A 15,910-nucleotide genomic window follows, 5' to 3' on the forward strand; every position below is an offset into this window, starting at 1 on the left:
CGCGATGACCCGTCCTGCGGCTCAGGGGTGGCTGGCTGCGGCAGCCTTGCTGTGCGTCATGGTCCTGCTGCGCGCTTGGGACTGGGGCAATCCGGTGATCCATGTCGATGAGCAATATTACCTGCTCGTCGGGAACCGGATGCTGCATGGCGCGGTTCCCTATCTCGACATTTGGGACCGCAAACCGGTCGGGCTGTTCCTGCTGTTCGCGGCAATACGGCTGCTGCCGGGCGACGGCATCCTCGCCTACCAGCTGGCCGCGTCCCTGACCGCCTGGGTAACCGCCCTGATCGTCCGCCAAGCTTCGAAGGAGATTGGCGCTGCTGAGCGAGGAGCGCTGGCCGCGGCGGCGTTGTACCTGATCGGCGTGTCGCTTCTGGGCGGGCGCGGCGGCCAGGCTCCGGTCTTCTACAACCTGCCCGTCGCGGCCGCGGGATGTCTAACCCTCACCCTTCCGCGGCGCAGCATAAATGCCATGGTCGTCAGCGGGGCGGCGGCGTGCCTGCTCGTCGGCTTGGCGATCCAGATGAAGTACACGCCCGCGGTCGAGGGCGCCGTGATGGGCCTCGCTCACCTGTGGTGGTTCCGTCGCCGGGGCGCGGGCTGGCCGGCGCTGGCTGGGGCAGCCCTTCTATGGTCAGCGCTGGGGGCGGCGCCAACGCTGGCCGTTTTCGGTTGGTATGCAGCAAAGGGCCCACAGGCGCTCGACACGTTCTGGTTCGCGAACTTCACGTCGATCGCATTGCGCGCCGGTTATCCAGCCGACCAACTCGCGATGCGCCTGCTCGGCATTGTTGCCCAGCTTGCACCATTGCTTGTCGCGGCGGGTGCTACTTGGCGTCGGCAGTACAGGTCCCCCGCCGTCAAACTGGCAGTATGCTGGCTGCTGGCGGCAATCGGCGGTTTCCTCGCGATCGGCACCTTTTTCGACCATTACGCCCTGCCGCTTGTAGGGCCGCTCGCCATCCTGGCCGCTCCAACGCTGGGCAGGCCCAGCCGATTGCTGATCGCGACGGGCCTGCTCGCGCTTGTCCTGTTCGCGGTTGAAGCGATCAAGCGTCCCGCCGATGCCGCGGGCGCACGCGAGGTCGCCAGGATCGTGCGCGCGAACAGCGGCAGCGAATGTCCTTACGTCTTCATCGGCGACACGATCACCTATCTGCTCGCCGACGCTTGCCTGCCGACCGCTTACGCCTTCCCCAACCTCCTCGCCTACAGCACGGAGAAGGGCGCGACCGGGATCGATGAAGCCGCCGAGGTTCGGCGCGTTCTAGCAAAGCGGCCACCCGTGATCGTGACCTCAGATCGACGGCTGGAGATCTGGAATCGGGACAGCCTCGCCGCGCTGAAGGGCACGCTGTCGCTCGACTATCGGCTGGTATATCGCACCAAGCGGCAGAACTGGAACACGCTGGTGTATTTGCGGCGCGACCGGCCGCTACGCCGCTGAGCCGTAAACCGTTCAGCCGTTCAGCCGTTCAGCCGTTCAGGGCGACGCTGACCAGGATCAGCGCGCCGACCAGCCCGAACAGCTGCACTGCCCGCCAGTCTACCCACCCAACCCGATCAGGGTCACGCCGGCGCTGGCGGCGGCGCTCGGCCGCCGCTGCAACCAGCGCAATGAGCACCGATCCGCCCGCACCCCAGAACGCGCCCGGCACGTCGCTGGTCCTACTTGCCCAACCTGTCGATTTTTTCCTGCAAACGACTCAGCTCAGCCTTCAACGCTGCGACATCGTCGCCCCCCGCCGTCTCCGGACCGCTTGCCGCGGCGCCGGACGTTGCCGGGGAGACGGGAGCGCCGGCCGCCGGGGTAAAGGCGCTCGCAGCCGCTTCGAACATCTCGAGGTTGCGCTTGGCGATGTCGGCAAAGGGCGACCCCGCAAAGGCTCCCTCGACCGCCGACTTGAACTGGTCCTGGTTGCGACGAAAGCTGTTCATCGACGCTTCGAGGTAACCGGGCACCATCGCGCCCATCGAGTCACCGTACATCGAGATCAGCTGGCGCAGGAAGCTTACCGGCAGCATCGTCTGGCCCCGGCTTTCCTCGTCCATGATGATCTGGGTCAGGACACCGTGCGTGATGTCCTCGTCGGTCTTCGCATCAACGACCTTGAAGTCGCGGCCCGCGCGCGTCATCGCGGCGAGATGTTCCAGCGTGATGTAGGACGATGTCTCGGTGTTGTAGAGCCGCCTGTTGGCGTACTTCTTGATCGTGACGACCCCTTCGCCGGGCTGTTGCTTTTTCATGGACGCCCCCCTCTGTGACCCAAAGGGCTACACCTTCCCTTGTCGCGCCGCAACATGGCCCGCGGCCCTTGCCGTTGTTCCTCGAAATGCTGCGCAGCGAAACGGCAAATTCACATGAACGGCAAGCTGCAGCGCTGGTTGGACTGTCCGCCTATCAACAGGCGCCGCGGCCAAAGGGGATGCCCCCGCTGCCCGCCCGCTTCCGCCGTGGCCGTGCAAGGTTGCGCGATGCGGGAGGGACCGGGCGACCGGTCGTGCTTATCCCATCGCTCATCAACCCGCCGAGCGTGCTCGACCTGGCGTCCGATAGGTCACTTGTTCGCTGGCTGGCTGGCCAGGGCTGTCATGCCTGGCTTCTCGATTGGGGCGCACCCACCCCGGCCGAACGTGACCTCGATCTTGCCGGGCATGTCGAGCAGCTTCTTCTGCCGCTACTGACCAAGTTGGACGAACCACCCGTCCTGGTCGGCTATTGCCTCGGCGGCACGCTGGCCATGGCCGCCGCTGCGGCAGCCGGCGCGGCGGGGTGCGCGATGATCGCGGCGCCGTGGCATTTCTCCGGCTACGGGGATGCCCGCACCGCCATGGCTCAGCACTGGGCCACTGCTAAACCGGCCTGTGAGATGCTGGGCCTGTTGCCGATGGAGGTGTTGCAGTCCGGGTTTTGGCGGCTCGACCCAGGTCGGACGATCAGCAAGTTCGAGGCGTTCGGCCGCATGGACCCGACGAGCGAGGCAGCACAAAGCTTCGTGCGGCTGGAGGACTGGGCCAACGCAGGCGCACCGCTGACGCTCGCCGCCGGTCGCGACCTGTTCGAGCGTTTGGTCCAGCGGGACGAGCCGGGAGCGGGAGCATGGCAAGTCGCTGGACAGCGGGTCTGTCCCGCCACGCTCCCCTGCCCTGCCATCGAGTTCGTGTCGCTGACCGATCGCATCGTTCCTGCCGCAACCGCAGCCGGGCTGCGTGAGCGTCACGATATTGGCGCGGGCCATGTCGGGATGATGATCGGCAGCCGCGCGCGCCAGCAGCTCTGGGATCCCCTCGCATCTTGGATCCACCGGGCCTGCACCAGCGCGTGTAGCTAAACGGAGCTACTGTCCCCAGTACCGGTCGAAACGCCGCCCCAGACCCGTCAGCAGCTCATATTGCGACACGCCGGACGCGTGCGCCTGAGCAGGCAGGTCGTAGTCGATCTCGACCCAGTCACCTTCGCCCAGCATCGGCGCGTCAGTCACGTCGAGTGCGACCAGATCCATCGACACGCGGCCAATAACCGGCAGGGTAGAAGCCCCGGCCCTTGCGCCCCCGACATTCGAAAAAGCGCGGCGGTAACCATCCGCATAGCCCAGGTTGATGACAGCAACTTCGGTGTCGGCGGGCGCGGTCCAGGTTGCGTTATAGCCGACCGTGTCGCCCGCCAGCACCCGCCGACGTTGCAGGATCTCGGCCTCCGGCCGCACGACCTGGCGCAGCCGGTCCCTCAGGCCGGGTACTGGCACGCCCCCATACACCGCCAGCCCCGGTCGGGTGAGATCGAACGCGTAACCCGACCCAAGCGCAATCCCGGCCGAGTTCGCCAGGCTCATCCGCGTCGCGCCCGTCTGACCAGCCAGTGCCGCAAAGCGCGCGCGCTGTTGCTCGTTCATGGCGCTGCTTGGCTCGTCCGCGCAGGCAAGGTGGCTGTGGAGGGTGCTGACGGACAGCCCGTCCAGCAGCCCCGCCGCAATGTCACCTGGCGCCACTCCCAGCCTGTTCATGCCGGTATCGACCATGACGTCACAGGGTCCGCCGCCCGCCTCGCGCCAGCGCGCGATCTGGTGGGCGGTGCTGAGCACCGGCCTTGCCGGTCCGGCGAGCGCCGCCGCCAGCTCAGCCTCGCGCACTCCGTGCAGCACGGACACGCTGAGCCCCAGCGGCGCTATCTCCCGCGCCTCCGCCCAGGTCGCCACGAAGAAATCACGGCAGCCCGCGTCCGCCAGTCGGTGAGCCACCTCGACCGCGCCCAGGCCATAGCCGTTCGCCTTCACCGCCGCGCCACAGGCCGCGGCGCCACTCATCCTGGCGAGCGAGGTCCAGTTTGCGGCAAGCGCCTCCCCATCAAGGCGAAGGCGAAGAGGGCTGTCGGTATTGTCGGTCACGGCGCCGCGTCTAGGCTCCCCGTGCGGGCTCCCGCAAGCCGAACAGGGTCACGACCAGCGCCATCGCGACCACCGCCTCCGTATACCAAAGGCCAGCAAAGGGGTTTCCGGTGCGCGCCACGATGTACTGGCTGATGAAGGGGAGGAAGCCGCCGAAATAGCCGGTGCCGATATGATAAGGGATCGACAGCGACGAATAGCGGATCTCTGGCGGGAACATCTCCGACAGCAATGCCGCCACCGGACCATATGTCGCGCCGGACAAGGCGGCGAGCGCCAGGATCGCGAACAGCATCTTCGCGATGTTGCCGGCCGACGGCTTCACCGGCGCCAACTGATAGCCCGCTCGGGTCAGCGCAGCGTCCAGCCCGGCGGGCGACAGGTCTTCCTGCGGATCCCCACCGATCAGGACCACGGTCGCTGGCGTCGTCGCCTTTGTATACGCGACGCCCTTCTTGCTGAAGTAGTCGAGTAGTTGCCCGCACTTGTCTGCCTGCTTTTGGGCAAACGGGCTGTACGCGCAATGCGGGCCGGCAACCAGCACCGGCGCTCGCTCCGCAGCGCGCGACAGTGCCGGATTTGCAGCATCGGCGATCACCCAGAAGATTGGGAACAGCAGCACCAACGTCAGCGCATAACCGATCACGATCGGCTTCTTGCGCCCGACCCGGTCGGACAGGCGCCCGAACAGCACGAACCAGACCATACCCATCAGCGCACCCGATCCGGTGATCAGCTGCGCGGTCGTCTCCTCGACCCGCATGGTGCTCTGGATAAACGACAGCACCGTGAACATTGCCGTGTACCAGATCACCGTCAGCCCGGCGGCGATCCCGAACAGCGCCACCAGCATGCGACCGATATTGCCGGGGTAGGTGAAGGAGCGGGTGAACGGATTGCGCGCCCTCTCTCCCTCCGCCCGCATTGCCAGAAAAACGGGGCTTTCGGAGAGTTTCAGCCGCATCCACAGCGATACTGCCAGCAGCACGAGCGAGAACAGGAACGGCAGGCGCCAGCCCCAATCACCCCAGGTCTCGGCCGAGAGCAGCCCCTTTGTGCCCAGCACCACAGCCAAGCTCAGGATGAAACCGCCAACCACGCCCGCCTGGATGAAACTCGTGTAAAATCCCGCCTTGTTCGGGGGCGAATGCTCCGCGACGTACACGGCCGCGCCACCATATTCCCCACCCAGCGCCAACCCCTGGCAGACCCGCAGCAGCAGCACGAGCGCGGGCGCGGCAAAGCCGATGGCGGCGGCCGACGGGATCAGGCCTACGCCCGCCGTGGCTATCCCCATCAGGGCGATGGTGACCAGGAACGTGTACTTACGCCCCAGCCGATCGCCCAGATACCCGAACAGCACCGCGCCCAATGGTCGAAAGCCGAACCCGACCGCAAAGCCGGCCCAGGCGAGCAACGTTTGCACCACCTCGTTTCCGGCGGGGAAAAAGGTGCGTCCGATTATCCCCGACGCGGCCAGCGTGCCGTAAATGAAGAAGTCGTACCACTCGAACACCGTGCCGAGTGCCGAGGCCGTGATGACGAGACGGATATCGGCGGCCGACGGTTGGGCGGCGTGGGTCGTGCTGGTGGCCATGTTCCTCCCCTACCCGGCCACGGTAGCGCCCGCGCACCGCAGGGCAAGCGTTCGGGGCAACGTTGGCGCGCGCCGGAACGACAGAGGTGGAGGGAAACCAGCTCGACCAATCATGTCAGTCGTGGGGCGGACAGGCTTCGCGCGCGCCTCCGCCGTCGGGGCAAACTCGCAGACCGCACAATTTCGACGACGCTGTCCCTTGGTCACGGCGGCTGCGCAGAGCCGGTGCTTGTGCCGACAGGATGCGAATGGTCCGCTGATCCCGCTGGCAAAACGCGCTTAGCCGTCGCTTCCGACTGAACGCCGCGCGTCAGACAGGGGTCGTTAAAAGCGCGTGATGAAGTGCCACTACGGCGCGCTCACAGCGTCCGAGCCGACCTCCAACGCCGAATGGACACGGACGCCCTCAAACCTTCGCGGCGTAGATCATCCGACCCGGCCCGAGGCGGTCGAACAACCGTGGCAGGTCAGCTTCGCCGACCGCAAAACAACCCTGGCTACGGCCCAGCATGCCGTGGGTCTGAAGCATGTCAGGGTTGGAGTACCAGGCCGCGTGAACCACGATCGCGCGGGCAAGCGCATTGTTGTTGGTCTGGTCCAGCCCGATCAGGCGCTGCGAGCGGCCATGCTTCCCGACATAATAGTCGTCGGTCATGAAAGCGCCCTCGCACGATGCGTTCGAGTTGGGCTGATTGGAAAAGCGCTGCAGCCAGCCGCTATGCGCCGGATCCGAGCCGCTGCCATGCGCAACCAGCATCGACGTGCTGCGGCCACCCTCGATGTCGATCAGGTGAAAACGCGGCTGTGCGGAGGGAGCGGCGAAATCCGCAATGGCGATACGGTCGCGGCGGGAAAGGCGCCCAGCATGCGTGTCGAGCGCTGCCATCGCACGCCGCAGCAGTTCCGGCCGCACCACGCGCGGGCTGGTGATAGGACGAGCCGGCACTGGCGGCAGCGCAGGCATCCGCATCCCTTCGAGCTGCAAACTGGCCGCCGATGCCGCACCCGGTACTGCCAACGCTCCCGCCAGAACCACTCCGTTCCTGATCACAGTACGGCGATTACGGGCGGTTTCGAGCGTCATGTGCACTAATTTCCTCACTGGACCAGTCGGCCTTGATGAGGACAATATAGCGGTTTCCGCACTAAATTTCCCTAGCGTTCACCGCAGGTTGCGCACGAGTTGCTCCTTTTCGCCGCAGCATCGCAACGGTTGGTCGCAACTCGCGTCGGCACCTTTTCAGGATGATGACGTTATACCCACCGAGTCCTGCGTAATCAGGGAGCCAAGCAATGAGGGGATTCGTCATCACCGGCGCGCTGCTGCTCGGTGTCTGGACTACTGGGCCTGCTCAGGCTGCCAGCGAGGGTGCGCTGTCCGCCGAAGCGGCGGCAACGCTGACCCCCAATGCCTATGTCTGGCGCGACGACGCCAACACGGGAAACGTCAGGATCGTCGTGAGCATCGCCGATCAGCGGGCCTATGTCTATCGGGATTCTACGCTGATCGCAGTTTCTTCGGTTTCGACCGGCAAGGAGGGCAAGGACACGCCCGTCGGCGTCTACCCCATTCTGCAGAAGAACAAGGACCACAAATCCAACCTCTATAACGCGGCACCCATGCCCTACATGCAGAGGCTGACCTGGGATGGCATCGCCATTCACGCGGGCAAGAACCCGGGATTTCCCGCGTCGCACGGCTGCATTCGCGTGCCGACTGCCTTTGCCCAAAGGTTGTTCGACATTACCGCGGTCGGAACCACGGTAGAGGTCACGGACCTGCCGGTGGCCGACACGGCGCCGGATGACAGCCTGGTGCCACCCGACGTGATGGCACAGGCGGAGGCGGCAAAGGCCAGCAACACGCAGATGGCGTCACTGAACCGCTGATCCGGCCTTTCCAGCCTGGCTCCGCCGCACGCGGCCGGATCTTTCAGGCGGCGGGAGCGCGCAGTAACTGGCCGACGACAGAAAAGTCGCGGCTGCCCTGCCCCTCGGCAGCCAACTGCTCGTAAAGCTCCGCTGCTCTGGCGCCCATAGGCGTCGCAGCACCCGCTTCGCTCGCCGCGGCAAGCGCAAGGCGCAAATCCTTCAGCATCAGCGCCGCCGCGAACCCGCCCTGATAGTCATGGTCCGCAGGCGTGTCCGGCCCCACGCCGGGAACGGGGCAATAGGTCGTCATCGACCAGCTCTGCCCCGAGGATACAGAACTGATGTCATAGAAGCGCTGCAGGTTCAGCCCCAGCTTGTCCGCCAGCACGAACGCCTCGCAGGTCGCGACCATGGTCGCGCCGAGCAGCATGTTGTTGCAGATCTTGGCCGCCTGCCCCGCCCCGCTGCTACCTGCATGGATCACCGCCTTTCCCATCGCTTGCAGGAAGGGCTCCGCGCGCTCGAACGACTGTTCGGTGCCGCCGACCATGAAGGTCAAGGTTCCGCCCGCCGCCGCAGAGATGCCACCGGAGACCGGGGCATCAACGGCGAGCAGACCTTTCAGCGTCGCTGCCTCCGTCACGCGCCGGGCCGTCGCAACGTCGATGGTGGAGCAGTCGATCAGGATCGCCCCCGGCGCGGCGTTCGGGATCGCGGCCTCGGTGTATACCGCCTCCACATGCGTTCCCGCAGGCAGCATGGTGATCACCGCCTCCGCGCCATCCACCGCCGCCGCCGCTCCATCGACGGGCAGACAGCCTGCCGCCTTCGCTCGGTCGAGCGCGTCAGCCGACAAGTCGAACGCCCTTACATCATGCCCCGCCTTGGCGAGGTTTGCGGCCATGCCGCCGCCCATGTTGCCCAACCCGATAAACGCGACGCGTGCCATCTCATCTTATCCTTGCCAGGAACTTCGCCATGCCTGCTCCAAATAGCACGGCAACACAGACGACCGGGACCAACAACCCGGCGGTCCACACGGAAATTGTCGCGGTCGCGACCAGGTCCGGGCCACGTGTCCAAAGCAGATGGCCCAGAATGGCCAGAAACCCGGTGAGCACGACCGTCAGCATTTCGGCGACCGGCCGTCGCCGGACAGCAAAGCCGACCGTCAATGCGGCCAGGCCAACAACAACGGCCAGAGCGCGAACAAACTCGCCATAGCCGTCCACCGGCTACCGCCCCGTCCAGTTCCCCGGCCGCTTCTCGACGAACGCCGCCATACCTTCCTTTTGGTCCGCCGTGCCGAACAATGCGTGGAACAGGCGCCGCTCGAACTGCACCCCCTGGGACAGCCCGCCTTCATACGCGGCGTTGACCATTTCCTTGTTAGCCTGCGCCGCCAAGGGCGCCATGCCGGCAATCGTCGCTGCGGTCTCCATTGCTTCCTCGACCAACTCGCCCGCGGGCACGATGCGGCTGACCAATCCGGCTCGCTCCGCCTCGGCCGCGTCCATCATGCGGCCGGTCAGCACCATCTCCATCGCCTTGGCCTTTCCAACCGCGCGCGCCAGCCGCTGGGAGCCCCCCATGCCGGGCGACACGCCAAGCTTGATCTCGGGCTGCCCGAACTTCGCCGTGTCGGCCGCCAGGATGAAATCGCACATCATCGCGAGCTCGCAGCCACCGCCCAAGGCATAGCCGGCGACGGCGGCGATCATCGGCTTGCGCGTCCGCGTGAAGCGATCCCAGCCGGCGAAAAAGTCCTGCCCGTACATGTCGGCAAACCCTTGTGCCGACATTTCCTTGATGTCCGCCCCCGCCGCGAATGCCTTCGCCGATCCGGTGATCACGGCGCATCCCAGCCCCGGATCTTGATCGAAGGCGGCCGTCACGTCGAGCAACTCGGACAGGAGTTGGCTGTTCAGCGCATTCAGCGCCTCGGGCCGGTTCAGCGTCACCAACAGCACGCGCTCGCGCTGCTCGACCAGCAGGGTATCGTAGCTCATTCGGGGCTCCAGGCATCTGACGCCGGCAGGGGGGCAAAGATCTGGTCGATCAGGTGGTCGCTCACCGCATCCGGGGTAGCCGCGCTCCAGCGCGGGGCATTGTCCTTGTCGACGATCACCGCACGCACGCCCTCGGCGAAGTCCTGGCGCTGCACGACGCGAGTCGCCACGGCATACTCCATCGCCATCTCGTCTTCGAACGTGCCGACGCTCACGCTTTCCAGCAGCAGTTTCAGACTGATCTTCATCGCCTGGGGGGATCGGGTACGCAGCGCTTCCAGAGTTTGCCGAGCGAAGTCGCTTTCGTCGGCCTCCAGCGCAGCGAAGACGTCCTCCAGACGGTCGGACGCGAACAGGCGATCGATCGCCTCGCGTTGTGACAGGATCGCTGCGTCCGGTGCCGACGCCGAGAAATGATCGAGCGTCGCCGCGATATGCTGAGGGTCAGGGGCGATCGCCTGCTTGGCCTCGTCCAGATGTTCGATCGGCAGGAAGTGCGTGGCAAGTCCCAGCGCCAGGCACTCCGCCCCGTCCAGCCGGTGCCCCGTGAGCGCCAGATACTGCCCCACCCGTCCCGGCAACCGCGACAGGTACCAGCCGCCGCCAACATCCGGGAAAAGACCGATCGCCGTTTCGGGCATGGCCAGCTTGGTGTTTTGTGTCGCGACACGAAAACGGCACGGCTGGCTGATCCCGACGCCGCCGCCCATCGTGACGCCGTCCATGAAGGCGACGGTCGGCTTGGCATAGGTGAACAGGCGGTGGTTCAACCGGTATTCGGTGAAGAAGAACGCGCGCGCCGCGACCCCGTCCGTCGCACCGGAGTCCGCCAGCATACGAATATCGCCCCCGGCACAGAAGCCGCGCGACAGCTTGGGATCGCCATCGGGTGCTGGCAGGTGGTCGATCACCACCGCTTCCACGTCGTCATCCTTCCGCCACGTATCCAGGGCCTGCAACATGCCCTCACACATGGCAGTGTTGAGTGCGTGCAGTTGACGCGGGCGGTTCAGGCGTACCCGGCCGACGCGGCCCTGCACCTCCGCGACGAGTTCGCCCTGCATCAGATCAAGCCTTTCGAACGCGATCGCGCGAGGCACCGGGCCCGGCGCGTCCGGCTCTGCGCCGCTAACCGCGTAAGACTTCCGTTCATCCGCGCACCAGATCGCGGCCGACGATCATCCGCATGACCTGGTTGGTCCCTTCCAGGATCGAATGAACGCGAAGGTCGCGCCAGAAACGCTCGATCGGATAGTCCATCAGATAGCCATAGCCGCCGTGCAGCTGCAGGGCGCGGTCGACCACCGCCGATCCGGTGTCGGTCGCCAGCCGCTTGGCCATGGCAGCGAAACGCGTCTTGTCGGGTGCGTTCGCGGTCACCTTCGTCGCGGCGGCGTAGAGCAGCATCCGCGCGGCTTCCAGCTCCGTTGCCATGTCGGCCAGGGTAAACTGGGTGTTCTGGAAGTCCGCGATCGGCTTCCCGAACTGCTGACGGTCCTTGGTGTAGCGAATCGCCTCGTCCAGGCAGCGCTGTGCGCCGCCCAGCGAGCACGCGCCGATGTTGAGCCGCCCGCCGTCGAGCCCGGTCATCGCAATCCGGAAGCCCTGGCCAAGCTCGCCGACCAGATTCTCACCCGGCACGCGCACGTCCTGGAACGTCACTTGGCGGGTAGGTTGTGAATGCCAGCCGAGCTTGCGCTCATTGGCGCCGAAGCTGACGCCCGGCATGTCCTTCTCGATCACCAGGCAGGAGATACCCTTCGGCCCTTCCTCGCCCGTGCGGACCATCACGACATAGACCTCGTTCTCGCCCGCGCCGGAAATGAACTGCTTGGACCCGTTGACGATCCAGTCGTCGCCATCCTTCACAGCCCGCGTCTTCAGCGCGGAGGCGTCGGACCCTGACGACGGTTCGGTCAGGCAATAGCTCGCGAGCCGGTCCATCGTGACCAGACTGGGCAGGTACTTGTCCTTGACCGTCTGTGACCCAAACGCATCCATCATCCACGATGCCATGTTGTGGATGGAGATAAAGGCGCTGGTGGAGGGGCAGCCATAGGCCATCGCTTCCATGATCAGCGCGGCCTCCAGGCGGCCAAGGTTGATGCCGCCCGACTCTTCACTGACGTAAATCGCCGCAAAGCCGAGCTCCGCCGCTTCCTTGATCACGTTGCGCGGGAAAATGTGCTTCTCGTCCCATTCGGCCGCGTTGGGGGTGATGCGGTCCGCGGTGAAGCGGCGAGCAAGTTCCTGGATCTCGCGCTGGTCGTCGGTCAGATCGAACTGGTTGGTCGGGTCGGTCATGCAGGGCACCGCTGATAGCGTTCGGAGGATGTCGGGGACTTGGTGTCGCGCACCAGCGTGCGGCCTTCGTCGATCAGGGTCAGCGTTTCGTCCGATGACCAGACCTGCCCTTCCCCGTTCATGGACAATCTAAGGTCGATCTGCGTCGGCCCGACCTGCTGCAGGCTCGCGATCGTACCCCGCGATTCGTAGAAGCTGACCTTGGCCGGCTCGACAGTCATCAGCCCCTTGTTGTCGCCGCGTGACGGATCGCAGTCGCCCTCAACCAGCGCCCATCTGCCCGTGAAGCTGGCCGGCAGCGCCTTGGCAGCGTGCGGACTTGGCGAGGTGATCGGGACGACGGTGTTCTGCTGATCCTGGTAAAGCGCCTCGTTCATCGGCTCCTGCGCGGTCGTGGTCGCCTGTGACTCGTTGTCACCGCCCGCCCCGCCGCTACAACTGGCTAGCAGAGCAGCACCGGCAATCAGCGCGTGCGCCCTTTTCATGGCTTTCAAACTCCTCTCGCCATCGCTGCTGGGCGCGCTGGCGCCGAAAATCAACTCTCGACCAGCTCGTCGAGCAGCGTCCTGACTCGTTCCAGCCGCTCCGCCGCATCCTCGATCCGCTCGCTTAACAGCAGCCTGTCACCCTTTTGCGTCAGCCCCGCCGCCGCCCAGTCACCCGCGAATTCGGGTCGTGGAGTCAACGCAATCGCTGCCGGCCCCGCATCGACACGCGCAATCCCGGCCACCGCAGCCGATAGCCGCACGGCCACCAATGACAGCAGGGCCTCAGCTTCGGGAGGCGACTTGCCAAACCGATCCTCCAACTCCTCCGCCAGCCCTTCCAGGCCGTCGCTATTGGTCACGCGGGCAAGCCGTGCATAGGTGGTGATGCGCAGCTCCGGCTCAGGAATCCATTCGGCCGGCAGCCGTCCCTCAACACCCAGGTTCAGCTCGGGCGTCCAGCGTTCCGCGTCCTGCCCGCGGGCCTGGCGCAGCGCCGCTTCGAGCAGGTACTGGTACAGCTCCACGCCGATCAGCTTCATGTGCCCGGCCTGCGTCTCGCCCACCAGATCTCCCGCGCCGCGCATGTCCAAATCGCGGGCGGAGATGGCAAAGCCCGCCCCAAGCCGGTCGAACGCCTCAAGCGTGCGCAGGCGCTTGGCGGTCGCGCCCGCGATCGGATGCTCGGGGTTGGTCAGCAGCAGAACCTGCCCACGCCGGCTTCCACGCCCGACCCGCCCGCGCAACTGGTGAAGCTGCGACAAACCGAACCGATCGGCCCGCCATACCACCATCGTGTTCGCACGCGGTACGTCCAGCCCCGCTTCGATGATGTTCGTCGCTAGCAGCACGTCGCCCTCACCATTGGCGAAGCGGACCATGGCGTCGTCGATCTCCGCCACCGGCATCTTGCCATGGGCTTGCAGCACGGTCAGCTCCGGCACCAGCTTGGCGAGCCGCGCGGCCATGTCGTCCATGTCCTCGATCCGGCTGACCACCACGAAGCTCTGCCCGCCCCGTCCCTTTTCCCGGCTCAGCGCCGTGCGAACGGTGGCGCCGTCCCATTCACCGGTGGAGGTCCGGATTGGCTGACGCCGCGCGGGCGGCGTGGCGATGACCGAAAGCTGCTGCAATCCGACCAGCGCGGTCTGCAAGGTGCGCGGAATCGGCGTGGCTGACAGTGACAGGACGTGGGTGCCCGGACCGCCCAGCGCGCGCAGCTTCGCCTTGTCCGCCGCTCCAAAGCGTTGCTCCTCGTCGATTACGACCAGCGCCAGGTCCTTATACTCGACACCCTTGGCCGCAACGGCCCCGGTGCCGACCACCACTCCGATTGATCCGTCCGCCAGCCCTGCCTTGGCCGCTTTCTTCTCGGCCGCGCTCGACAGGCGGGACAGCCCGGCAACGCCGATCCCGGTGCCCTCAAAGCGCTTAGTGAAGTTCTGGATATGCTGGCGGACCAGCACCGTGGTGGGCGCGGCAACGATCACCTGCTTGCCGGCCAGTGCCGTCAATGCGGCAGCGCGCAACGCCACCTCTGTCTTGCCATAGCCGACATCGCCGATCACCAGCCGATCCATCGGCTTTCCGCTCGCCAGGTCTGCCCGGACAGCCGCGATCGCGCGCGCCTGATCCGTTGTCTCAGTAAAGGGAAAGCCCGCCGCGAACCGTTCATAGGCGGCGGCGTCCGGGTCCAGCACCGGTGCCTCCTGTTGGTCGCGCTCGGTCGCCAGGCGGGTAAGCTCACGTGCGCTTTCCGCCACCGCTTCATCGATCGCGCCGCGCCGCTTAGCCCAGCTTGATCCGTCCAGTTTGTCGAGCGTCACCGCGTCAGCGTCAGCGCCATAACGCCAGATCCGGTCCGCTTCGGCGACCGGCACCAACCGCCTGTCCTCACCCGCATAGCCGAGCACGATCGCGTCGCCGTCCTCGACCTTGTCCAGCCCTTCAACGATGCCGAGGCCGAAATCCTCGTGCACGACCACGTCGCCGATCCGGATCTCTCCCGCCGGCCCCATCAACGGGTCGATCTGGCTTGGCCCCGTATCGCCCAGCGCCGCGCGGCTGCCGATCAGGTCGGCGGCGGCAACGACCAACGTGTCACCCTCCTGCCACCCGCGATCGATCGGGAGCACCAGCGTCAGCAGTCTTCCCGCGCTGGCGTCCTTGACGGCTGCCCAGCTCTCCACCGGCACCGCTTCGCGCTTCAGGATCTTGGCAATGCGGCGCGCGAGGAAACGAACGTCCCGTGCACTGCCGGCCAGCACCACGCGACCGCCCGCGTCCAGCACGGGGCCGGCAAGCTTCGCAAGAGCGCGGCCTGGCGCCTTGCTCTCGACGAAGCGCGGCGTGGGCTCTGCGCCGTGGCTGTTCAAAACCAGCAGCTGGCGTGCTTCCAGCACCGCGTTCCAAGCGTCGGCGTCGGCGACCGGCTCACGCACCTTACCACCTCGCGCGGCGTCTTTAGCGAGAGCCACGAAGCGATCACGCCGGTCATTAACGCCCGGATCGGTCATCACCCGAGCGTCCGGCAAATGATCGAACAAGGTGACGTTCGGCGTGCCGTCGGGCTCACGCACCTGCCCGATCTCCAGTTGCTCGATCGACTCGATGCCGAGCTGGGTGATCGGGTCGTAATGGCGGATTGACGCAATCGCGCCGTCCTCCACCTCGACCCGAGCAGGGTTTGGCGCGTCGGCGGGAAAGATGTCGGCCACCTGGCCGCGAACGGCCATTTCGCCCGGCTCGTCGACCCGGTCGTCCGCGAAATAGCCGATCTCTTCCAGCGTGCCCGCGAACTCCGCCAAATCGAGCGCATCGCCAACCGCAAGTCTTGGCGGGCGTGCGTCGAATGCGTCGGGCGCCAGGAACAGCCGGGCCGCCGCCTCGCCCGTGGAAACGAGCGCGATCCGCTCCTTACCCTGCGTCGCGCGACGAAGCCGGCGCAATGCGGCAACTCGGCGACCGGCGTTGGCGGGTGACGCTTCGGCGGCATCGCCCGGCAGCGCATCACTGGAGGGCAGGTGTATCACGGTCGCCTCGGGCGCCGCCGCGGCCAGTGCCGCTGCCAGTGCTTCCGCCCTCTGCTCGTCGGTGACAATCGCCAGAACATGGCCGTCGGTCAGCGCTTCCGCCGCACGAACGGCGAACACACCCACCGGCGCCGGGGTAACCCCGGCGGCATCCTTGTCGGCCATCAACACTCCCTTCCGCTCAGCCCCGTTCAACGATGCGAACGGGGCCGGCGTTCCGAAG

15 protein-coding genes are annotated in these 15,910 nt (G+C 66.2%); 3 read left to right on the forward strand and 12 right to left on the reverse strand.

Going from position 1 to position 15,910, the window contains the following annotated elements; translation table 11 throughout:
* Positions 1-4 precede the first annotated feature (4 nt).
* On the forward strand, positions 5-1,450 hold the full coding sequence (locus FHS94_RS10130) for a hypothetical protein (protein WP_184057421.1): 1,446 nt from the start codon (positions 5-7) through the stop codon (positions 1,448-1,450).
* Between the two features lie 28 nt (positions 1,451-1,478).
* On the opposite strand, the gene FHS94_RS10135 is transcribed toward FHS94_RS10130, so the two are convergent.
* Complete coding sequence (locus FHS94_RS10135; protein WP_184057423.1) at positions 1,479-1,661, reverse strand: hypothetical protein; 183 nt, start codon at positions 1,659-1,661, stop codon at positions 1,479-1,481.
* Positions 1,662-1,671: 10 nt separating this feature from the next.
* Positions 1,672-2,250: a polyhydroxyalkanoate synthesis repressor PhaR gene (gene phaR, locus FHS94_RS10140; protein WP_184057425.1), complete on the reverse strand. Its 579-nt coding sequence runs from the start codon at positions 2,248-2,250 to the stop codon at positions 1,672-1,674.
* Positions 2,251-2,336: 86 nt separating this feature from the next.
* Between phaR and FHS94_RS10145 the strand changes: the two genes are divergently transcribed.
* Positions 2,337-3,335, forward strand: a complete 999-nt coding sequence (locus FHS94_RS10145) for an alpha/beta fold hydrolase (RefSeq protein WP_184057956.1) — start codon at positions 2,337-2,339, stop codon at positions 3,333-3,335.
* 6 nt (positions 3,336-3,341) lie between these two features.
* On the opposite strand, the gene alr is transcribed toward FHS94_RS10145, so the two are convergent.
* The 3 genes from alr to FHS94_RS10160 all read right to left on the reverse strand — a co-directional run bounded on the left by alr (position 3,342) and on the right by FHS94_RS10160 (position 7,069).
* The gene (gene alr, locus FHS94_RS10150; protein ID WP_184057427.1) at positions 3,342-4,388 is read right to left on the reverse strand and encodes an alanine racemase; all 1,047 of its coding nucleotides are present in this window, start codon (positions 4,386-4,388) and stop codon (positions 3,342-3,344) included.
* Between the two features lie 10 nt (positions 4,389-4,398).
* Positions 4,399-5,985, reverse strand: a complete 1,587-nt coding sequence (locus tag FHS94_RS10155) for an MFS transporter (RefSeq protein WP_184057429.1) — start codon at positions 5,983-5,985, stop codon at positions 4,399-4,401.
* Between the two features lie 406 nt (positions 5,986-6,391).
* Positions 6,392-7,069, reverse strand: coding sequence for a murein L,D-transpeptidase catalytic domain family protein (locus FHS94_RS10160; protein WP_184057431.1), 678 nt, complete (start codon positions 7,067-7,069; stop codon positions 6,392-6,394).
* A 209-nt stretch (positions 7,070-7,278) separates the two neighbouring features.
* Between FHS94_RS10160 and FHS94_RS10165 the strand changes: the two genes are divergently transcribed.
* Positions 7,279-7,875, forward strand: coding sequence for a L,D-transpeptidase family protein (locus FHS94_RS10165; protein ID WP_184057433.1), 597 nt, complete (start codon positions 7,279-7,281; stop codon positions 7,873-7,875).
* 43 nt (positions 7,876-7,918) lie between these two features.
* Here FHS94_RS10165 and mmsB read toward each other — a convergent pair whose 3' ends face one another.
* The 7 genes from mmsB to FHS94_RS10200 all read right to left on the reverse strand — a co-directional run bounded on the left by mmsB (position 7,919) and on the right by FHS94_RS10200 (position 15,852).
* Positions 7,919-8,806, reverse strand: coding sequence for a 3-hydroxyisobutyrate dehydrogenase (mmsB, locus tag FHS94_RS10170; protein WP_184057435.1), 888 nt, complete (start codon positions 8,804-8,806; stop codon positions 7,919-7,921).
* A 1-nt stretch (position 8,807) separates the two neighbouring features.
* A complete protein-coding gene (locus FHS94_RS10175; protein ID WP_184057437.1) occupies positions 8,808-9,089 on the reverse strand; it encodes a hypothetical protein in 282 nt (93 codons plus the stop codon).
* A 3-nt stretch (positions 9,090-9,092) separates the two neighbouring features.
* Complete coding sequence (locus FHS94_RS10180) at positions 9,093-9,866, reverse strand: enoyl-CoA hydratase (protein WP_184057439.1); 774 nt, start codon at positions 9,864-9,866, stop codon at positions 9,093-9,095.
* Positions 9,863-10,930, reverse strand: coding sequence for an enoyl-CoA hydratase/isomerase family protein (locus tag FHS94_RS10185; protein ID WP_184057441.1), 1,068 nt, complete (start codon positions 10,928-10,930; stop codon positions 9,863-9,865). Before FHS94_RS10185 ends, FHS94_RS10180 begins: the two co-directional genes overlap by 4 nt.
* A gap of 85 nt (positions 10,931-11,015) precedes the next feature.
* Positions 11,016-12,170, reverse strand: a complete 1,155-nt coding sequence (locus tag FHS94_RS10190; protein WP_184057443.1) for an acyl-CoA dehydrogenase family protein — start codon at positions 12,168-12,170, stop codon at positions 11,016-11,018.
* Entirely contained in the window at positions 12,167-12,655 is a 489-nt protein-coding gene (locus FHS94_RS10195) for a hypothetical protein (protein WP_184057446.1), read from the reverse strand. Before FHS94_RS10195 ends, FHS94_RS10190 begins: the two co-directional genes overlap by 4 nt.
* A 50-nt stretch (positions 12,656-12,705) precedes the next feature.
* Positions 12,706-15,852 (reverse strand): helicase-related protein, encoded by a 3,147-nt coding sequence (locus FHS94_RS10200; protein ID WP_184057448.1) that lies wholly within the window; start codon positions 15,850-15,852, stop codon positions 12,706-12,708.
* Positions 15,853-15,910 lie beyond the last annotated feature (58 nt).

This window comes from Sphingomonas aerophila, from assembly GCF_014199305.1.
In the GTDB taxonomy this organism is placed as follows: domain Bacteria; phylum Pseudomonadota; class Alphaproteobacteria; order Sphingomonadales; family Sphingomonadaceae; genus Sphingomonas; species Sphingomonas aerophila.

Coding starts and splice junctions, on each gene's coding strand:
- FHS94_RS10130 (WP_184057421.1), top strand. CDS start 5: ATGACCCGTCCTGCGGCTCAGGGGTGGCTGGCTGCGGCAGCCTTGCTG.
- phaR (WP_184057425.1), bottom strand. CDS start 2,250: ATGAAAAAGCAACAGCCCGGCGAAGGGGTCGTCACGATCAAGAAGTAC.
- FHS94_RS10145 (WP_184057956.1), top strand. CDS start 2,337: ATGCTGCGCAGCGAAACGGCAAATTCACATGAACGGCAAGCTGCAGCG.
- FHS94_RS10155 (WP_184057429.1), bottom strand. CDS start 5,985: ATGGCCACCAGCACGACCCACGCCGCCCAACCGTCGGCCGCCGATATC.
- FHS94_RS10160 (WP_184057431.1), bottom strand. CDS start 7,069: ATGACGCTCGAAACCGCCCGTAATCGCCGTACTGTGATCAGGAACGGA.
- FHS94_RS10165 (WP_184057433.1), top strand. CDS start 7,279: ATGAGGGGATTCGTCATCACCGGCGCGCTGCTGCTCGGTGTCTGGACT.
- mmsB (WP_184057435.1), bottom strand. CDS start 8,806: ATGGCACGCGTCGCGTTTATCGGGTTGGGCAACATGGGCGGCGGCATG.
- FHS94_RS10180 (WP_184057439.1), bottom strand. CDS start 9,866: ATGAGCTACGATACCCTGCTGGTCGAGCAGCGCGAGCGCGTGCTGTTG.
- FHS94_RS10185 (WP_184057441.1), bottom strand. CDS start 10,930: ATGCAGGGCGAACTCGTCGCGGAGGTGCAGGGCCGCGTCGGCCGGGTA.
- FHS94_RS10190 (WP_184057443.1), bottom strand. CDS start 12,170: ATGACCGACCCGACCAACCAGTTCGATCTGACCGACGACCAGCGCGAG.
- FHS94_RS10195 (WP_184057446.1), bottom strand. CDS start 12,655: ATGAAAAGGGCGCACGCGCTGATTGCCGGTGCTGCTCTGCTAGCCAGT.
- FHS94_RS10200 (WP_184057448.1), bottom strand. CDS start 15,852: ATGGCCGACAAGGATGCCGCCGGGGTTACCCCGGCGCCGGTGGGTGTG.